The 18,484-nt window shown below is 33.5% G+C and carries 15 protein-coding genes and 1 riboswitch; of the genes, 1 reads left to right on the forward strand and 14 read right to left on the reverse strand.

Annotated elements, in window-relative coordinates; all coding sequences use genetic code 11:
• Positions 1–152: 152 nt before the first annotated feature.
• The 9 genes from EGX96_RS01100 to pilA form a co-directional block, all read right to left on the reverse strand.
• On the reverse strand, positions 153–719 hold the full coding sequence (locus tag EGX96_RS01100) for a tRNA (mnm(5)s(2)U34)-methyltransferase (protein ID WP_000596036.1): 567 nt from the start codon (positions 717–719) through the stop codon (positions 153–155).
• Positions 712–1,647, reverse strand: coding sequence for a TIGR01212 family radical SAM protein (locus tag EGX96_RS01105; RefSeq protein WP_000747784.1), 936 nt, complete (start codon positions 1,645–1,647; stop codon positions 712–714). The genes EGX96_RS01100 and EGX96_RS01105 overlap by 8 nt, the downstream gene beginning before the upstream one ends.
• A gap of 92 nt (positions 1,648–1,739) precedes the next feature.
• Positions 1,740–2,381, reverse strand: coding sequence for a phosphatase PAP2 family protein (locus tag EGX96_RS01110; protein ID WP_000952715.1), 642 nt, complete (start codon positions 2,379–2,381; stop codon positions 1,740–1,742).
• Positions 2,362–2,946: an ECF transporter S component gene (locus tag EGX96_RS01115; RefSeq protein ID WP_000185809.1), complete on the reverse strand. Its 585-nt coding sequence runs from the start codon at positions 2,944–2,946 to the stop codon at positions 2,362–2,364. The genes EGX96_RS01110 and EGX96_RS01115 overlap by 20 nt, the downstream gene beginning before the upstream one ends.
• Positions 2,947–3,014: 68 nt before the next feature.
• Positions 3,015–3,160: riboswitch (FMN riboswitch) on the reverse strand.
• A gap of 86 nt (positions 3,161–3,246) precedes the next feature.
• Positions 3,247–4,173, reverse strand: a complete 927-nt coding sequence (gene pilC / locus EGX96_RS01120) for a PI-2a pilus subunit PilC (RefSeq protein ID WP_000723817.1) — start codon at positions 4,171–4,173, stop codon at positions 3,247–3,249.
• Positions 4,170–5,054 (reverse strand): PI-2a pilus assembly sortase SrtC4, encoded by an 885-nt coding sequence (gene srtC4, locus EGX96_RS01125; RefSeq protein WP_000508990.1) that lies wholly within the window; start codon positions 5,052–5,054, stop codon positions 4,170–4,172. Before srtC4 ends, pilC begins: the two co-directional genes overlap by 4 nt.
• Positions 5,054–5,935: a class C sortase gene (locus EGX96_RS01130; protein WP_123957807.1), complete on the reverse strand. Its 882-nt coding sequence runs from the start codon at positions 5,933–5,935 to the stop codon at positions 5,054–5,056. Before EGX96_RS01130 ends, srtC4 begins: the two co-directional genes overlap by 1 nt.
• Before the next feature lie 111 nt (positions 5,936–6,046).
• Positions 6,047–8,164, reverse strand: a complete 2,118-nt coding sequence (locus EGX96_RS01135) for a pilin N-terminal domain-containing protein (RefSeq protein WP_000822370.1) — start codon at positions 8,162–8,164, stop codon at positions 6,047–6,049.
• 129 nt (positions 8,165–8,293) lie between these two features.
• On the reverse strand, positions 8,294–10,999 hold the full coding sequence (gene pilA, locus EGX96_RS01140; RefSeq protein WP_001233997.1) for a PI-2a pilus adhesin PilA: 2,706 nt from the start codon (positions 10,997–10,999) through the stop codon (positions 8,294–8,296).
• 281 nt (positions 11,000–11,280) lie between these two features.
• Here pilA and EGX96_RS01145 point away from each other — a divergent pair, with 281 nt between their 5' ends.
• Positions 11,281–12,639, forward strand: coding sequence for a helix-turn-helix domain-containing protein (locus EGX96_RS01145; RefSeq protein ID WP_253257584.1), 1,359 nt, complete (start codon positions 11,281–11,283; stop codon positions 12,637–12,639).
• On the opposite strand, the gene EGX96_RS01150 is transcribed toward EGX96_RS01145, so the two are convergent.
• The 5 genes from EGX96_RS01150 to EGX96_RS01180 form a co-directional block, all read right to left on the reverse strand.
• A protein-coding gene (locus EGX96_RS01150; protein WP_088181596.1) for an IS5-like element IS1381A family transposase occupies positions 12,628–13,432 on the reverse strand; the annotation gives its coding sequence in 2 pieces (ribosomal slippage) (positions 12,628–13,056 and positions 13,058–13,432; 804 coding nt in all). The two genes, EGX96_RS01145 and EGX96_RS01150, sit on opposite strands and share 12 nt — an antisense overlap.
• Before the next feature lie 289 nt (positions 13,433–13,721).
• A complete protein-coding gene (locus EGX96_RS01165) occupies positions 13,722–14,861 on the reverse strand; it encodes a glycosyltransferase family 4 protein (protein ID WP_000428969.1) in 1,140 nt (379 codons plus the stop codon).
• A complete protein-coding gene (locus EGX96_RS01170; RefSeq protein ID WP_000875981.1) occupies positions 14,851–15,699 on the reverse strand; it encodes a glycosyltransferase in 849 nt (282 codons plus the stop codon). Before EGX96_RS01170 ends, EGX96_RS01165 begins: the two co-directional genes overlap by 11 nt.
• On the reverse strand, positions 15,696–17,120 hold the full coding sequence (locus tag EGX96_RS01175) for an oligosaccharide flippase family protein (protein WP_000771251.1): 1,425 nt from the start codon (positions 17,118–17,120) through the stop codon (positions 15,696–15,698). Before EGX96_RS01175 ends, EGX96_RS01170 begins: the two co-directional genes overlap by 4 nt.
• Complete coding sequence (locus EGX96_RS01180) at positions 17,120–18,484, reverse strand: DUF2142 domain-containing protein (RefSeq protein ID WP_001049706.1); 1,365 nt, start codon at positions 18,482–18,484, stop codon at positions 17,120–17,122. The genes EGX96_RS01175 and EGX96_RS01180 overlap by 1 nt, the downstream gene beginning before the upstream one ends.

The following is an 18,484-nucleotide window of genomic DNA, read 5'->3' on the forward strand; positions in this document are numbered from 1 at the left end:
TTGAATTTAGCTGATAGCGATTAACTCTACCAACTGTTCTTCTATTAGATAATGCTATCATTATATCATATAATAGCACTGAGCGCATAGTCGATAATATTGTTTATGGCATTTTATAGAAATTATCATTTTAGCTAATTGCCTAAAGATAGTTACACCTCATTTTCATATGATTGTAACTTTTCTACCATAATTAAAAAGGGAGGCGTATTAACTTGATTGAGTGGTTGATAAAGCATTGTAGCGAAATTATTCTGTGGTAATTGTTCCACGAATGCTATCACCGCATCTTTCTCACTTTTTCCACCATCATGACCATAATAAACCATAAGTGATAGACGTCCACCTACTTCTAAAATGTCTAAAACGTTTTTGATTGCCTTGATAGTTGTGTGTGGTTTTGTAATAACTGTTTTATCCGCTGAGGGTAAGTATCCCAGATTAAATATAGCCGCTCTTAAAGGTGTATGAACATATTGTTCCAAATTTTCATGCCCATCCAAGATAAGTTCAGCGTTAGAGATCCCTTGCTCCGTGAGCTTTGCTTTCGTTTTTGCTATTGCTTCTTCTTGAATATCAAATGCATAAACTTTTTTAGAACTTTTCGCTAAAAAAACAGTATCATTCCCATTTCCCATAGTTGCATCAAGCGTTATTGCTTCTTTATCAATAACTTCTGCTAAAAAATCATGAGAAAGATGAATTGGTCTTTTAATCATGTTTTACCTCAGCTTTACATCCTTGATATGACTGTCTTTTCTCCATTTCTTTGTCAATGGCATTAAGCACTTCCCATTTATTAAGGCTCCACATCGGTCCAATTAACATATGACGTGGCGCATCACCAGTAATTCGGTGAATAACAATATGTTTTGGAATAATCTCCAGTTGGTCACAAATAATCGAAATATAGTCTTCTTGACTTAACAAACGTAAACGACCTTCATGGTAATCTCTCTGCATTCTTGTATTAGTCATAAGATGCAGAAGGTGTAATTTTATACCCTGAATATCATTATCCGTAACACATCGACGAACATTTTCCACCATCATATCATGTGTCTCCCCTGGAAGGCCATTTATTAGGTGAGAAACGATTTCTACTTTAGGAGCTAATTCTCGTATTCTCTTAACAGTTTTTTTGTAAAGGTCATATGAATGTGCTCTATTTATTAATGCAGAAGTTGCTTCATAAGTTGTCTGAAGGCCTAATTCTAAAGTCACATGCATTCTTTCAGAAAGTTCAGCGAGATAGTATATAGTTTCATCAGGTAAGCAATCCGGCCTTGTTCCGATGTTGATTCCGATAACTCCTGGCTCATTAATAGCCTGTTCGTAACGCTCTTTAATTATCTCTAACTTAGCATGGGTATTGGTAAAATTTTGAAAATAGACTAAGTATTTATTAACCTCAGGCCACTTTCTATGCATGAAATCAATTTCTTTATAGAATTGTTCACGAATAGGAGCTTCTGGAGCAACTATAGCATCCCCTGAACCAGAAACTGTGCAAAAAGTGCACCCTCCTCTAGCAACTGTTCCGTCTCTGTTAGGACAGTCAAAACCAGCATCTATAGGTAATTTAAATATTTTTTCTCCAAAGAGTTCTCGATAATAATCATTAATCGCACGATAACGTTTTTTCATAGGATAATTGTATCACAATTTTAACTAAAATAACCTCACTACTACAATAAAACTAAAAAAGATTGGAACGTCAGTTAGTCCCAATCTTTTATTTACTTCACTTTCTTTAACCAATCCTTGGCTAAAAAGATATACGCAGTTAGATTCAAAATACCATAAGCAAGTATAAAACCAGCTAAAACATCTGTCGGAAAATGAACCCCTAGGTAAATACGAGATAACCCAATTAAAAAAATGAGCAAACCCAAAGTACCTTGGCACAACAGTTTCCATATACTCTTAGGCATATAGTACTGCAATAAAATAATAATACTCCCAAATATCATAAATGTTCCCATCGAGTGCCCACTGGGAAACGAATAGCCACCTGCAAATACTAAATGGGTTAAAGTTGGTCTTACTCTTTGAAAAATAAGTTTTAAAGAAAGTATACATATACCAGAGATAATAGCATTTACTGCGATAAATCTAGCTTGAGGATACCACTTCTTAAGGTAACAGAAAGTGACGCTCATAATCGCAATAGCTATCTGGCTTACAGTATTACCAATCACAGTGATTAACTTGAAAAATCTTGTAGAAAGATTTGGCAACTGTCCTCTAACACTTTCTTGAATAGTTTGGTCAAATGAAATTACAGTGTCGGGCCAATATTTGATGACCAATCCTAAACTGAAAAATAAGATAATAGCAATAAATGCTTGAATAAGTTTACTATTTTGACGAGATAACATTAGTCTTTTTATATCTTTCTAATATTGGCAAACAAGCCACGTAAGTTAGATAGAAAACAATCGAAATTAAAATTCCCTCAACGATATTAAATGGAATAACCATTGTTAAAAGGTAATTGCCTACACCAATAAATGTTCTGATATCAAAGTTAGCAAATATAGCATACAAAGGAATCGCAAAGACATAGTTGAGAGCTACCATAGATACGGTCAAGCTAACTGTACCAAATAGACTAGCTTTAATAAAATCTTTTGCACTCTCTCTATTTTTCCAGAAAATAGCGAAACTTGCTAAAAATAAAGCTAGAGCAACCATATTCATCGGTAAACCAATAAACGTTTCTGGACCACGATTAGCAAGTATAACTTTTAAAAGTGATCTTAATAAGAGTACACCATAACTTGATTTCAAATCAAATAAAATAAAAGCAACTAACATCGGAAGGATTGAAAAATCAACCTTTAAAAATTCTGCTCCTGGTATTAATGGAAATGAAACCATCATCAATACAAAAGATAAGGCAGAAAGAATGGCGATTGTCACCATTTTACGTGTATTTGTCATAAAAAAATTCCTCCAATTTAAATAAATTGAAAGAAGCTCCAAAGGTAAGCGTATGTACGCGAAAAAACCTTTGTCTTCTCCCATCCAGACTTTACTGTCGGTTGTGGAATCTCACCACATCAGCTTTCGCTCGCGGACTGATGCTTCACAACTGACAAATAAGTTGGAAGCGATTACCGCCGGTCGGGAATTACACCCTGCCCTGAAGACACCTATAGCATAACAAAAAAAACTTGCAATTGCAAGTTTTTTAATTACTAATTAGTAGTAGTGATTAAAAATCATATTAATACCAAATTACTATACTGTATCGTTTCTTTCAGATTTGCTATTTTTAGTTTTTCTTAAAAAGATAAACAAAATTCCCAAAATAATACAACCAAGAATTGTCAGTCCTCCACCAATAATCATTCCTGTTTTAGGAAGAAATGATTGTGGAAAAAGCGGTTGTGATGGTTTAGGATTTGTTGGTGGAGGAGTTTCTTTTTCGTTTTCTACCTCTACTTCCTGTGTTTTATTAGCAACTACAGCAACTACAGCATCCTTCATAGATATACGGTAACCAGTTAGTGCTTTTGCTTCTCGAAAAATATACTTACCAGGTAATAAACCTTCAACCTCAATTTCTCCCTTATCATCAGTTACTAATGAAGTAATCCCATCTTGATCGGTCGTAAATCGTCCATTTTTAAAGCGAACTGGCTGATTCTGGTTATCGTATAATACAAATATTACTCCGGATAGCCTTTTCTTTATCTTTCCTTCTTTTGTATATTTAATAAGTTTTAATCGGCCTGTTTCAACTTTTCGCTTAGGATTTATCTGTAATTGATTTGATAACTTATCATCTGGTAATTCAATATAAAAAGGTACTATTGTTGAAACGCTTTGATCAGCTTTATAAGCACGACCAAAGTACGAACCATTTGGGAGTGCTATCTTTGTCTGACCATTAGTATCAGTAGGAGAAGTCAAGATACTCTTATACTTCTGGTTCAATTCGCTATCTGTCATTTGGCTCAATAAATCAACTTTTAAGTTGTCAGTCACAGTCCATAAACGATAAGAAATCCCCTCCTCTGTAGTATTTGGCTGAAGTCCTATCTGTGTGATTGTTAGTTGATTAGGGGTATCAGCATTTACACTGGCTACCGAAAAAAACGCTAATTGTACCAATCCTAAAAAGCAACATAGTAGAAGTCCTAAACTTTTTCTAATCTTTTTCATTTTTGATTTCCCTTTCTCTTTCTCTCTTTAAATTTTCGTTTTAAATATAATAGTAAAGCGACTAATATAAGAATAACTAGGATTGATAAGAGGAAATAAAGTTTATAGTGTGTTTGCAATTCTTTCATTAAATAGTTCTTTTCTTTAACAGGAGGTACATACTTGATTCGATGCCCTCTAACTAGTAAACGATGTGAATTAATCGAATAAGGTGTACATGTTAGCAAAGTCGCATAATCCTTACCTTTAACAACCAATAATTTAGAAAAATTATCTGGCTTTACAACACTTATTTGATCAACCTTATAGGCTAAAACTTCTTTGATATTATGAATATAAAAAATTTTTCCTTTTTTAAGTTTATCTAAATCTGTAAATAACTTAGCTTTAGGTAAGCCGCGATGAGCTGTGATAACAGTATGTGAACTTTTTCCACCAATTGGCAAGGAGGTTCCTTCAAGGTGTCCTGCTCCTTTTTCAAGAACACTACTGGTAGTCCCCGCATAGATAGGTAATTTTTGCTTGATAGACGGTATATCAATATATCCAATCATTTCAGCAATCTCAAGCATGTGGGCGTATTCAGCAATACCTTTTTTTTCCTTTTCAGTATAGGGATCTGATAGGCGGCTTGGGTCCAGTGTTCTATTATAAGCTTTTGCTAACTCAAATCGTCTATTAATCTCTTTAGTATTTAATTTTTGGGTTTGATTATCAAAGTTAGTTACTTGATTATTAGCTTTAATATTATAGTACCAATTTGAAATAAAAGGATATGAGGTTATCAAAAGACCAACTAAGAACAATAGTATCAAGCCTACATTCATCCATCGATTTAAAACGACCGATTCCTTAAGGTTTTTCTGAAATTTTCCTCCCATTATGATTCAATTCCTTTTCTAACACTTGCTAAACGATTTTTTTGACGTTGACGTTTTATTAACCAAAGTAACCAAGCAATAATAACTAAAGATATATAGAATAGATATCTATAAATCGTGTTTAAATGACCGTCTTTTATTAATTTTTCATCAATAGGACCTTTATAAGGGATACGATGTCCCCTTACTAAAAGTCTGTGTGTATTGATCATAATCGGGGTGCAAGTCAATAAGGTTGCATAATCATGTCCAGGAACAACCAACAAATCTGAAAAGTTATCGGGTGTAACGACTTTTATCTGATCTACTTGATATGCTATCGTTTCTTTTATGTTTTGAATATAAAACTTATCTCCTTTTTTTAACTTTTTAAGGTTAGAAAAGAGTTCTTTATCTGGAATTCCTGAATGCGCTGTTATAACAGTATGTGTACTATTGCCCCCAATTGGAAGAGAGGTACCTTCTAAATGCCCTGCTCCTTTAGATAGAACTTCTTGACTTGAACCTGCAAATATAGGGAGTTTTTGACCTATCTTAGGAACTGAAATTGTTCCGATTTTTTCACTTACCTCTAACATACGGGCGTACTCTGCTACCCCCTTTTGAATTCGTTTTTTCTCATAAGGATCTTCAAGATGGACATTATTTAAAGAATCATTATAAGCTTGTGCTAGAGCCATACGTCGATTGATTTCTTTCTGACTAAGTTTTTTAGCAGCTCTCTCAAAATCCTGTGTTTGATTATTAGATTCTATCGTATAGTAAAAACGTGATACCACTGGATACAATAAAATAGATAGACCTATTAGAAAAAGAATGATAAAAGGAAGATTTGACTTCTTCTTTTTTTTTGGTTTTTTGATGATTTTTTTAGTCTTCACGTCATCTCCTAGATAATGGCTCTTGCTTATGATCTAAGAGTACTTCTACTGAAATACCCTTAGATCATAAGCACAGCTTTAACTGCGCTTATACATCATCAAAGACTAGCCTTAAGCTTCCTTTGATTGGCGTCTTTTCATGATAACTACTGCTCCAAGCATAATGCTTAAACCAATAATTGTGAAAAGAATTGTACCAATACCACCTGTTTGTGGGATTGTTACCTTTTTATTTTCTACACGTGTCGCATCTTTTTGGTTGCTGTTAGCAACGTAGTCAATGTTACCACCTGTTATGTATGACCCTTGATTAACTACAAACTTAATATTACCTGCCAACTTAGCAAATCCTGCTGGAGCAAGTGTTTCTTCAAGGTTGTAAGTACCGTCTGCAAGACCTGTAACTTCAAATTGACCTTGATCGTTTGAAGTGTAGGTAATGGCTCTAGCCTTATCTGTTATCCACTCATAAGCTGTACGAGCCTCAATGAAGGCTGCATCGTAATCTGCTTGTTTAGTTTTGATAAGTTCTTTTGCAGTAATTCCTTTTTCACCTTTTTGGTCTGTTGCAGACAACTTGTTATAAGCAGCGATAGCTTCATCTAAAGCTATTTTCTTAGCAGCTAAAGTTTTTTGACCTTCTGATTGATCTGCTTTAAGAGCAAGGTATTTACCTGCTGAGTTTTTCACAACGAATTGTGCACCAGCCAAACGGTCACCTTGTTCATTAGTTTTGACAAATTTCTTACCATGAGTTTCAACTTTTGGTTCAGTTGGGTTCAATGGTGTTGGGTTATCAGAATCTTTGGTATTGGTAATGGTTACTTTACCATTTTCTAGATTTATTGCACTTCCGTAACCAGAAACACGTTCTGAGATCATGTATGATTTGTTTTCTAGACCAGTGAATTTACCCGAGAAGTTACCAGATACTTCAAATTTGATACCATTTCCAAGGTCGATTGTACCTTTAGATGTTTTTGTCAATGATACTGAAGCAACAGTTTTATCTTTATCTTTCAATGTGTAAACAACGTTTACACCATCAGGTGCAATTCCGTCAGACCAAGTTTTAGCAACTGTTACTTCACCCTTTGAAGGTGTAACAGGAAGTTCAGTCAAGTCTTTACCTGGTTTGTTACCATACGACAATTTGATATCATTGGATTCTGGATTATCAATAATTGCTTGACCATTAACAGTAGCACTATAAGTCAATGTAAATTCAATATCAGCTGTTTTAGCTGCTTTTTCCAATTTGCCCAATCCATCAGCTGTGAATTTTAATGTGAAACCACGGGCATCAATGCTAAGTTCATAGTCTGTATCCTTAGCAAAAGTTTCTGTAGTTCCTGAAGCTTTAAGGCTAACAGTTGAACCCATTGTCAAACCATTTGACATTATATCTGTCCAAACCAAGTTTTCGTATTTAGAACCTTTGTGAATTTTTGTTTTAACTTCATAAGGAACAACTTTACCGATTTCAGCAGTAGCAGTTGCTTTGTCACGTGCATAATTACCATAATTTGCGCCAGCTGTCAAAAGTCTATTAACATCTGTCAATGCTGTCAAATCGTTTGTTTTAGCAAAGTTTTTATCAATTTCTGGTTTTTCTTCAGTGTTCTTTGGATAAACATGGGCATCAGCAACAACACCATCTTCATTTACCAATGGAAGAGTGATGTTAACTGGAACCGCTTTTGAAGCAGCCAGGAGGGAACCATTATTGTTGTAAGTAGATTTTGATTTAACTTCAACAATTTTAAACTCGCCTTTCAATCCTTTGGTGTTGAAAACAAGTCCAGTATCTCCCTCTGGTGTCAATCCAGACACGGCCTCATCAATATTTACTGTTATTTCAGGAGTACCATCTTTATTAATTAAGGCTGGTGTTAATTTGTTACCTTCTTTTGCCTTAACATATTGCACTTTACCACTTTTATCTTCTTTCAAAGCTAAAGCAAAGAACGCACCTTCGATTTCTTTAGATCCCTCGCCAAAGTAACCAGCAAGGTCAGAAATAGCTCCACCTTTGTAGTCTTTTCCGTTAAGACCTGTAGTTCCTGGGAAGTTACTTTTGTTAAGATTTGATTCGGTTTGCAAAATCTTGTGCAAAGTCACTGTATTAGTTGTTGCTTCATCCGCAAACGCTGGTGCAACTGAGAGCAATGACGTTAAAGTCAGTAACAATGCCGAGAACATTGCAAAATATTTGTTGATTCTTTTCATTTCTATCTCCTTCTTATTTTAGTTAATCAACATGATTAATAATATGCGGATTTTAATACACCGCAGCACCACTCCCTTCAAGTCATGGAATTTTAGTTAATTAATTAAGAATACTAAAGCGCATAATTTTTAATCTTTTTTGATGGACATATCACTAGATTTCTTATACCTTTTCCAAATATAAATTCCACCTGCAATAGACATCATAGCTCCACCTATTAAAATGAAAGATAGAATTCCTTTCCCACCTGTCATAGGAATAATTCCTTTTGGTGGAATATGCGTGTTGGTAATTAAATGCTTGTCACCTTCCTCATGATATTCAGAAATCTGTTTATTAACAGCTATTATATTTTTTATCGATCCTTTAACCACTTCAAAAGTTAAAATTGGTTTATTAGTAATTTTTTGATAATCCTCCGGCGAAACTGCTTCTATTAACTGATATTTGCCATCTTTCAAATCTTTGTAAGAAATTTTGCCGTTTTCTCCCGTCACTACTTTTGAATTATTATTTTTTATTGGTAAATAAAGTTTATAATCTTCATTAAATTCTTGAAGTTCAAACGTAGCTCCTTTGAGAAGCAACTTATTATTATCTTTATCAACTTTTATAAATTCAATTTCACCTAACTTCTTCTCGTTTTTAATCGTTATTGTAGGATATTCTCTCACATCACGAATTTTAGGGATTGGAAAATCTCTAAGTGTATTAGGATCCTCTGACTTAGGATTCAATGTTGTTCTACCATTAGTGTCATAGAATTTGTTACTTATAAAACTGTCATCTAGTTTCACATCATATGTGAGTGTTACTTTTTGACCTTCTCCTAAATTCAAACCTCTAACATAGAGTTTATTTCCGATGTATTCTAATTTAACCCCCTTAAGTATTCCACCATCATTATTAGGCCCACCAGTTGCAATACCATCCTTCATTACACTTCCATCATTTCCCTGTAAAGTATAATCACTTGGCTGTAATGTTTGTCCATTACCAAGCTGTAAATTGATTTTATCACCCATAGGATCTTCGATAGTTCCATTAACAATTGAGTTTTCTTTTGTTAAAATCGTTTCAAATTGTTGCTGAATTTTAGATAAAATTTCATTGTTAGATGTATCGGCTGAAGTTACGATAGGGGTGTAGTACTCAGGTTTGGAAGAGAACGACCTCATTAGTTCTGTGATTTCTCCATCTGAAAGTTTAAAAGCTTCCTCTTTCAATTTTTGAAAAGTACCATCTTGATTTTTCTTATACTCCTCATTATAAACTTGTCTAAAACCAGATATATCGATACCAAAATTAAAAATGTCATAATTTTTCTGTTTTAAACTATTTATATAAAGTTTGGTTGGTGTTCCATGTTCTTTCACTGGTCCATTTCGATAAATTGTACCTTTAGGGTAATTAAGATTTAAATCTAAATAATGAAGTTTTTGTAAGTTTCCAGAGATTATCTGTGTTTGATAACTATCTAAGGGAAACAAAAAGTAACTCTCCCCATTTCCTTTTATATCCTCGGGCTTATCAGTAAGTAGAAAATTACTTTTATTTAGATATCCATTTTTTTTCATTTGTTCAAATTGGCTTTCATATGATGCACCCAGTTTAAAATTATTAATAGCATATGATCTCGTAGGAACACCATCAGTTACATGAACAATAATTTTTTGACTATTTCGATTTACTTGACTCAAAATATCATCTGCCTCCATGAAGGCTTTCATAGTAAATGTTTCTCCTACTTTACTAAGATAGTACTCCTTTTGTTGCTCTGGAGTTAATCCATTGGTAGTAGATCCCCACTTAGCTTTAGGAGCTTCTGTCGGAATCCTTTTTATAATCTCTTCAGCATTATTTGTTAATTGTTTATGACTATAATTCTCTGTCTGAATTGTGAACTTAGTTTGAAGGCCATAATATTTATCATCTTCTTTAAATCCTTTTACGACATCTACACTCCTACCATCAAAAATATCTGAACCATAGGTAACTAATGCAACCCTATTATCACTGTTTGCTCCTAAAATATCTTTTACTGCGGTCCCAAGAGCTTCGGCAGCTTTCTTGGCTTTATTATGCCTTTGAAAATTTGGGCCATCGTTATTCATTGAGTTAGAATTATCGAGTACGAAGACAACATCTAACGGCTTTTGTTTGTCCACTGGTTTTACTATGGTTTTTCCACTGACAGTTAACTCAATTTTATATTTATTATGAGCTAAATCACCTACTTCTGAAATACGTTTAGATAATGTTCCCTCTGGAATTTCTCTTATATGCTCACCTTCACTTGAATATGGGTTAACTGCTTTTGCCTCTGACTTTCCATTTGGAACTGAACCTTTAACATGCTCAAGTTTATAAGATTCCTTTGTATCTTCATAAATTCCTGTGGGGGGATACTGCTTATCTAGTTCTTCCTGATTTTGTCCAATTGTGGAATTTTTATCACCACTATTTTGTATCGTAGTTTTTCCATTACTCTCAACCTTAACTTGCCAAGTCTGGTTAGTCTTTTTATAACCTTCGGGCGCTGTTTCTTCTGATAAAGTATAATCTCCAGGTATGAGATTATCAAAAGTAGCTTCACCTGTTAGCTCAGCAGTTACTTTTTCTATTTTACTTTCTGGATGAGCAGTAGTTTTTAAAACAAAGGTAGCTTTTGAAAGTGGTTTGTTCTGGTCATCTGTCTTTTTAACAACTAACTTTCCTTTAGCACCATTTTCCGGTACGGTACTTTCCCCTAAAACATTGGTATTAAGCGGTATTTGCGACAAACAAAAAAGACTTAACGTCAATATTTTAGAAAATTTTTGGTATTTTCTCATTTTACAACTCCTATTGTGCCGAAATGTCGTTTCTAAATCTAAGATCAGATACAGAATATCCTAGAATATACAAACTATCACTTATTATGATATCAATAATTTCTTATTATAAGGTATGGAATTTTAATGTTTTTTCCCAATTTTTGAATAATTTTTCCTTTTATTTGATAATCTTATTTTTTATTATCTTAGAAATATTTCAATGAGCTTAAGTAGTTGATTTTTCTTTTTTTATGTTTTAAAATATTGCTTAAAAATAATGTTTGAGAGAGTTTACTGAATTGATTGAAAATTATTTAGAAAAAGACATCCTTAATCAAATAAAACTTCTAACTTTATGCTATGATTACTACCCTTCCATTACTCTAGACAAATCATGTCATCAACTTGGTTTATCTGAACTACTTATTAGGAAATATTGTCATGATTTAACAACTTTATTTAACAGTCAACTCTCTCTGAATATCGAAAAGAGTACAATAGTCTACCAATCTAATGGTGTAACTAGAGAACAAGCTTTCAAATATATTTATCATCAATCACACGTTTTACAACTTTTAAAATTTTTGATCACGAATGATTCAGGCAGGTTACCTTTAACTTACTTTAGTGAAAAATTTGGACTATCTTGTGCAACTGCTTATCGCATACGAAAACATATTAGTCCATTACTAGAAAAACTTGGATTTCAGATTGTCAAAAATACTATTACCGGTGACGAGTATCGAATTCGCTATTTAATCGCATTTTTAAATGCTCAATTTGGTATAGAAGTTTATCCCATGTCTAAGATGGATAAATTGCTCATCAAACGATTGTTATTAGAACACTCAACTACTTTTACTGCTTCTCATTACTTCCCAAATACATTTATTTTCTTTGATACATTGTTGTCTCTATCATGGAAACGTATTAATTATAATGTAGTTGTCCCTTACTCATCCCTTTTCACTGAACTACAAAATATATTTATCTATGATACATTACAATATTGTGTCAAAAATGTTATTATAGATTCCTTTAAAATTAATTTAAAAAAAGACGATATAGACTATATTTTTCTTGCTTACCTTACTTCCCATAACTCTTTTTCTAATCCAAATTGGACTGAGAAGCGTATCGATAATGTAATAGCTATTTTCGAAAATTATCCCAAATTCCAAAAATTATTACAGCCACTCAAAGATGCTCTTCCCTTATCTGGCTCCTATCATGATGAGTTGGTAAAAGTTGCTATCTTTTTTTTCCGAACATTTATTTTAGGATTAAATCAATTAATCCCTGAAACAATTTCATTTCCTTCATGGAACTATCATAGACATGATAAATTAACTACTATTCTCCGACCGATAATTACAAATTGGTTAAGTAAAATTGGAGAATACACGTTTAAAGAACAACATTTTCTTCTCCTTTGTACTCATCTAGAAAGAATCATCAAAAATCATATTCCTCCGATACAGATAGCCGTACTAACTACAGACTTTATTAATAACCAAATTTTAACAGAATGCTTATTACAGAGATTTTCTTCTAAAAAGATTCATTTCCACCCTTACTATTTATTAACTGATGATCTTTCCAATATTACTAATCTTAATCCAGACATTATTAGACTTCCTGCGAAACTAAAATCCTAGTTCACGGTTGATCATTCCAGCAATCAAATTCATTCGTAATCCAAACCGTTTGCGTCGATTTCGATAGGTTGTTGAAAATATTTTAAACGTTTTTACTTTGGCAAAAATATTCTCAACCTTGATTCTCTCTTTGGATAGCGTATGGTTATAGGTTTTATCTTCAAGAGTTAGTGGCTTAAGTTTGCTTGATTTCCTCGGAGTTTGCGCTTGTGAATACATCTTCATGATCCCTTGATAACCACTGTCTGCCAAGATTTTAGCAGCTTGTCCGATGTTTCTGCGACTCATTTTGAACAACTTCATATCGTGGCAATAGTTCACTGCAATATCCAAAGAAACAATTCTCCCTTGGCTTGTGACAATCGCCTGAGCCTTCATAGCATGACATTTCTTTTTACCAGAATAATTCGCTAGTTGATTTTTTAGGACGATTGATTTTTACCTCTGTTGCATCCACAATCACCGTATCCTCAGCACTAAGATGAGTTTTTGAAATCGTAAAACCACTTTGAATAAGAGTTGATTCAACCCATTGACTTCGACGGATTAAGTTGCTTTCGTGAATGCCAAAATCAGCCGCAATTTGTTCATAAGTGCGGTATTCTCGCATGTATTGAAGAGTAGCCATGAGGAGATCTTCTAAGCTTAACTTAGGGGTTCGGCCACCTTTTGCGTGTTTACGTTGGTAAGCTGTTTTTAACACAGCTAACATCTCTTCAAAAGTAGTGCGCTGAACACCAACAAGGCGCTTAAATCGTACATCAGTTAATTGTTTGCTTGCTTCATAATTCATAGAACTATTGTACCATATTTTGTTTCGCAGGAAGTCTATTATTACCAATAAAAAGCTTTCTCCCTTTATCAAACATGAGATTTCTTCAGAGAGTTTAATTACATATATTGATCTGATTAATACTTCAGACCAAATCAATCAAATCCAAAAAATTATTTCATCAATACAGGAAGAAAAATATTGCAAACTTTTTGCAAAAACTAATGAAATAACTAATCGTAGCTCCTATAACTCTTAAAAATTAACATTAAAAAGCTAGAGCATTGTGTAATGCTCTAGCTTTTTAATGTTAATTTTTTTGAATAATATAATCCAACTTTTCAACTGTTTTTTCCCATGTGAAATGTTCTTTAATTCTTTTAGCAATATTCTGTTGTAGTTTCTCTCTTAATGCCTTATCTTTTACTAATAAATCAAGAGATTCATGGAGTGACTGAGTATTTTCTTCCATGATGATTCCTAACTCAGGGCTATCAATAACTTCAACTGTTCCACCGCGATCTGTTGCAATAATAGCACTTGAAAGTAGACCAGCTTCTAAAATAGAGGTTGGTAATCCCTCTGGATACATTGAAGGGTAAACAAAGATATCAGTCTGTGCCATTAAAGACATAGTCTGTTCAAAGTTTAATTTCCCCAAAAAGTTAATCTGTTTGGACTGATATTTCTCTTTCAAATGTGCTAATTCAGGTCCGTCTCCTGCAATCTGTAAATAAACATTTTCAGAGTACTGTGACATCGAAAATGCTTCTAAGAGCAATTCAATGCCTTTTTCTTTAATAATTCTACCAGCATAAGTGATGAAAATATCATCAGCAGATTTTTCAAGGTAAGCCGTACCAGCAAAATCAGAGCCTAGACTTTCAGATACCGAATTATAAATAACTCCTTTAGCTTCTATATTAAAATGTTTTAACCATTCAACGCTTCTCTTGGATACCGCATAAAAATCTGGACGATAATGCTTAACACGCGCTGTGAGAAGATGTTCATAGATAGCTCCAAAGAAATCTAAAAAACGATTATTGACAGAAAAATGACTTGACCCATGGTCTAAAACAATACTAGGTAAATGGTGATTCTTTGCAAAAGATAGCCCTTCTAGCGTTGTTAACTGAAAACGTGTATTACAAATCACAAAATCAATATTTTCATCTGAAACATATTTCATCAGCGTGTTGTATTCTCGATTTTTGTTAATAATAGGATAGCGCTGCTTGACAATATTTTTGGTCGGTAAACGGTAAATTTTTCTACCCTTGTCTTCATCTATAATCGGTAAATCACCATGATTAGTTGTTACAATAACAACACGGTAGCCACGCTTAACCAAATCTGCTGTCATTTTATCTGTATAACGTTCAATACCTCCGAGGAAGGGTAGATAATATCCTGAGAAAACAGCAACTGTTTTTACCTTATTTTCCATATTTATCCACTTTCATCAATAAGCCATCTTTTAAGCCTTTAATCATAGCAACTATTTTTTTGCTCTTTTGCTCTTCTGCTACCAACACTCGAACAAATTCATTTCGCATAAATACTAAATATTTGTATCGCTTCTTCTTACCATATTTTTTTATAATATAGATCGCATTGCGTATCATGTAATATTTTCGAAATGGTGAATGATTCAATACATGAAAAACATGGCCAAATTTTTTAACTCGTGAAGAGTGTCCAATTTCGTGTAACAGACCAATAAAATTAACCTGATAAGTCTTATATCCCATCTCTGACAGACGATAATTCATTTCAGAGTCAACAAAATCAATAAACATCTCTTCTGCAAAGCCAGATGTTTCTTCGAAAACGCTCGTTTTCATTAAAGCAGCCGAAGTAATACACTCTTCAATTTCTTTATAGTCAAATTCTTGCATCACTAAATTTTCACGGTTCATATCTTGATACAAACAAGATAACATACCGACCTTAGGTAAATGAAGGTAATTTTCATAATTATCTATCAAATCACCTAGGACAACCGAATCTTGATCTAAAGTCAAGAACCAATCAAATTCTTGTGCTACTGCAAATTGACCGATACAGTTCAAAGCATATGCAATCCCTTTATTTTCTGTTAAATAATCAACAGTTAGGTGCCCCTCTTCATTATAATCGGCTACTAATTGAGAAATTTCTTCCTTATTTTTCGAGCCATTATCTACGATATAGATGTGGCTTACTTGAGGATAAATTGCTCGAATGTTCTGATCTAAGCGTTCAATATTGGGGTTAAAGGTGACAATACCCGCTAAATATTTCATGTTCTATGCTCTTTTCTAAAATCTCTAAATAACTGAATGACTGGTGCTTTGGTTATAAAAACGATACCGACATAGATAGTTACTGCTACTAAACTTTGAATGACATAATTTACCAATGATACTGACATTTGAGTATTGATATAATAGAGTACAGCTCCACTAAGAGTAGCAGCAATTAAATAGCGCAGCATTCCTCTTGTTAATTCTTTAAAAGTAAATACATCTCTTAAAGAGATAGCTTGATATAGGGAGACAATAAATTCAGTAATAACTGTAGAGATAATAGCTCCCATAGCACCTAAAATTGGTATTAAAAGTATATTAAGCACAACATTTGCCACAAGTCCAATAACTGCAGACATTGTGTAAGCTTTTGTACGTCTTGAAGCCAGTAGATACTGTGTCCCTAAAGCGTTACCATAAGAAATGCAAATGATCATCAAAGACTCAACAGCCATTAGCGGACCGACAGCTTCATACCCTTTCCCAAAAAAGAAGACGGCAAATGTCGACGAAACTCCTACCACTCCCGCAATCATTAACATTGAGATAGCATTGCTTAAATCAACAAGTTTCAAAAGTAAAGCCTTAGCTTGCTTTTCTTTTCCTGAAGAAAATAGACTGGAGAGCCTTGGTAAGAAAACTCCTCCGATTGCTGAAACAATGGTAAATAAAATACGAATAATTTTATCAGATTGATCAAAATATCCAGCACTGACCACACTATCCATTGCTCCCAGCATACTCTTGTTAAGAGAGAGATAAATCTGCATGGTGATTTGGGGTAAAAATAACATTAAAGTTGGTCTTAGATGTATTAAGATATCTAATCTACTAAATGGTATCTTGATGATTTCATGCTTTAAATGATGCCAGACTGTTAAATTTCCGAGTAATGATGCAAATGCAATTAAAAACATATAAAGTGCTAGGTCATCTGGCGTCTTCACAACTAAGAAGGTCAAAACAACTGTAATAAGCTTAACAATGGTATTACGAATGACAATTATCTTAAAGTCTTCAACTCCAATAAAATACCACGAAATATCAGTTGCAGTCGCTAATAAATTAATACCTTGAATTAAATAGAATAATTGCCATTCGTTTGTAAGTAAGACAAATCCAAAGAATAATAACGTTGCTATAGATACAGAGGCAAGTTTTAATACAACTAATTCCCAAAATATCTTACTTCTCTTATACTTATTTGACTGCACAAAAGCTATCTCACGATTACCGTACAAAGATATCCCTAAAGCACCAAATAAAGTAAAGTACATGACAATGGAGCTCGTATAGGCATTAATACCGATGCCTTGAGGAGATAGTACACGGGAAACATAAGGAACTGTTACTAAAGGTAACAACAAAGTCAATAACTGGTATGAGGTATTATAAAACATATTTTTCAAAAGTTTCATTAGTTTCTCCTCATAATTAAACTAATAACAGTATCAAATAACAATAAGGCATTTGATACAATTACCAAGCCAGTTAACGCATACGGCACCACTTTCCTTCCTGCCTCATTTAGACGCGCTGGAATACTTGATGCAAAAACTTGTACCAAAAGCAATGTAACAGTAAAGTAACGTCCTTGAACTCCTTCAATGTAGCTTGTTGGCGCTCCACGATATTCTAACATGATAAAAAAGACACCAAGAATTCCCACAAAGAAACTAGCTAAGAAAAGAAATCCCATATTTTTTGACTTAACAAATTTTTCTTCAGAAAACCATACTAGAAAGACCATGAGATACCATACTGATGATACCCAAGTGGGAATAAAATTCTGACTTGGATATGGAGAGGCAAGCCAGGAAGTAATGTCATTACTTAAAATATTGATACCAGCATAATTATAGCCAAATGTCATTACATAACGTCTTAAAACAGCAAGGACACCACCATGTCTTGCGGTCAGAACATAAACTATAGCAAGTGACAAAAAGGTTAGACATAGCCAAAATAGCTTTTTAGATTTAAGACCTTGAAATAAATGTGATAGCTTCTGATTATAGCCCATTAATTTAGGATTGTTAACCTGCAATAATACCGGTATTACTAGCAATAAAAACAGCCAGTAATTCTGCTTACATGCAACAATGACTAAAAGAATCAATCCTATAAGAGCAATACTAAGATTTTTAGTCAACGATTTATCAACTAAAAGATTTATCAAAAGCGATAAAAATGCTCCAAATACAATATATCCAGTCGAGTCATAAGATAGACTAGCAAATGAATTTAGAACTACGGGACTGAGGAAAATAGCAAAGTAGATTAACTTTCCTTTTTTCACATACCGGATAATGAGGGCAACCAAGGTGATTGAGACAAAGGAACTAAATAACCTTGCTACTGTAATCATTACCCCCATAGAAGGATACACAAATTTGCCTAAAAATAAGCCAACTGCTGGCACAAGATGACCCCAAAAAACAAAGTTATGTTTAGAATAGTTTATCTCACGAGGCAAATGATTACCATCAACAAAATTGGCTTTATTTAAATAGTATTTTTCAAATCTAGTACCATCTCTATAGGAGGTCGATTGTCGTCTCATACCTGAATCAATATTATATTCTCCATAGTAAGAAGTATCAATAATGTTATTTGAAATACGACCAGACACAGCTAAATGGTATTGTCCATCAGGTTCATTGAAAAATGGCATTAATAGGCTCAATACAATAGTAATCGTTAAGCCTAATATAAAATATGTTTTATGCAAGTTCTTGTCTAGAAAAAACTTTTCAAATAGACGAACTTTTTTGAGGTTCAT

It is taken from the genome of Streptococcus sp. FDAARGOS_520 (assembly GCF_003812685.1).
Classification (GTDB): domain Bacteria; phylum Bacillota; class Bacilli; order Lactobacillales; family Streptococcaceae; genus Streptococcus; species Streptococcus agalactiae.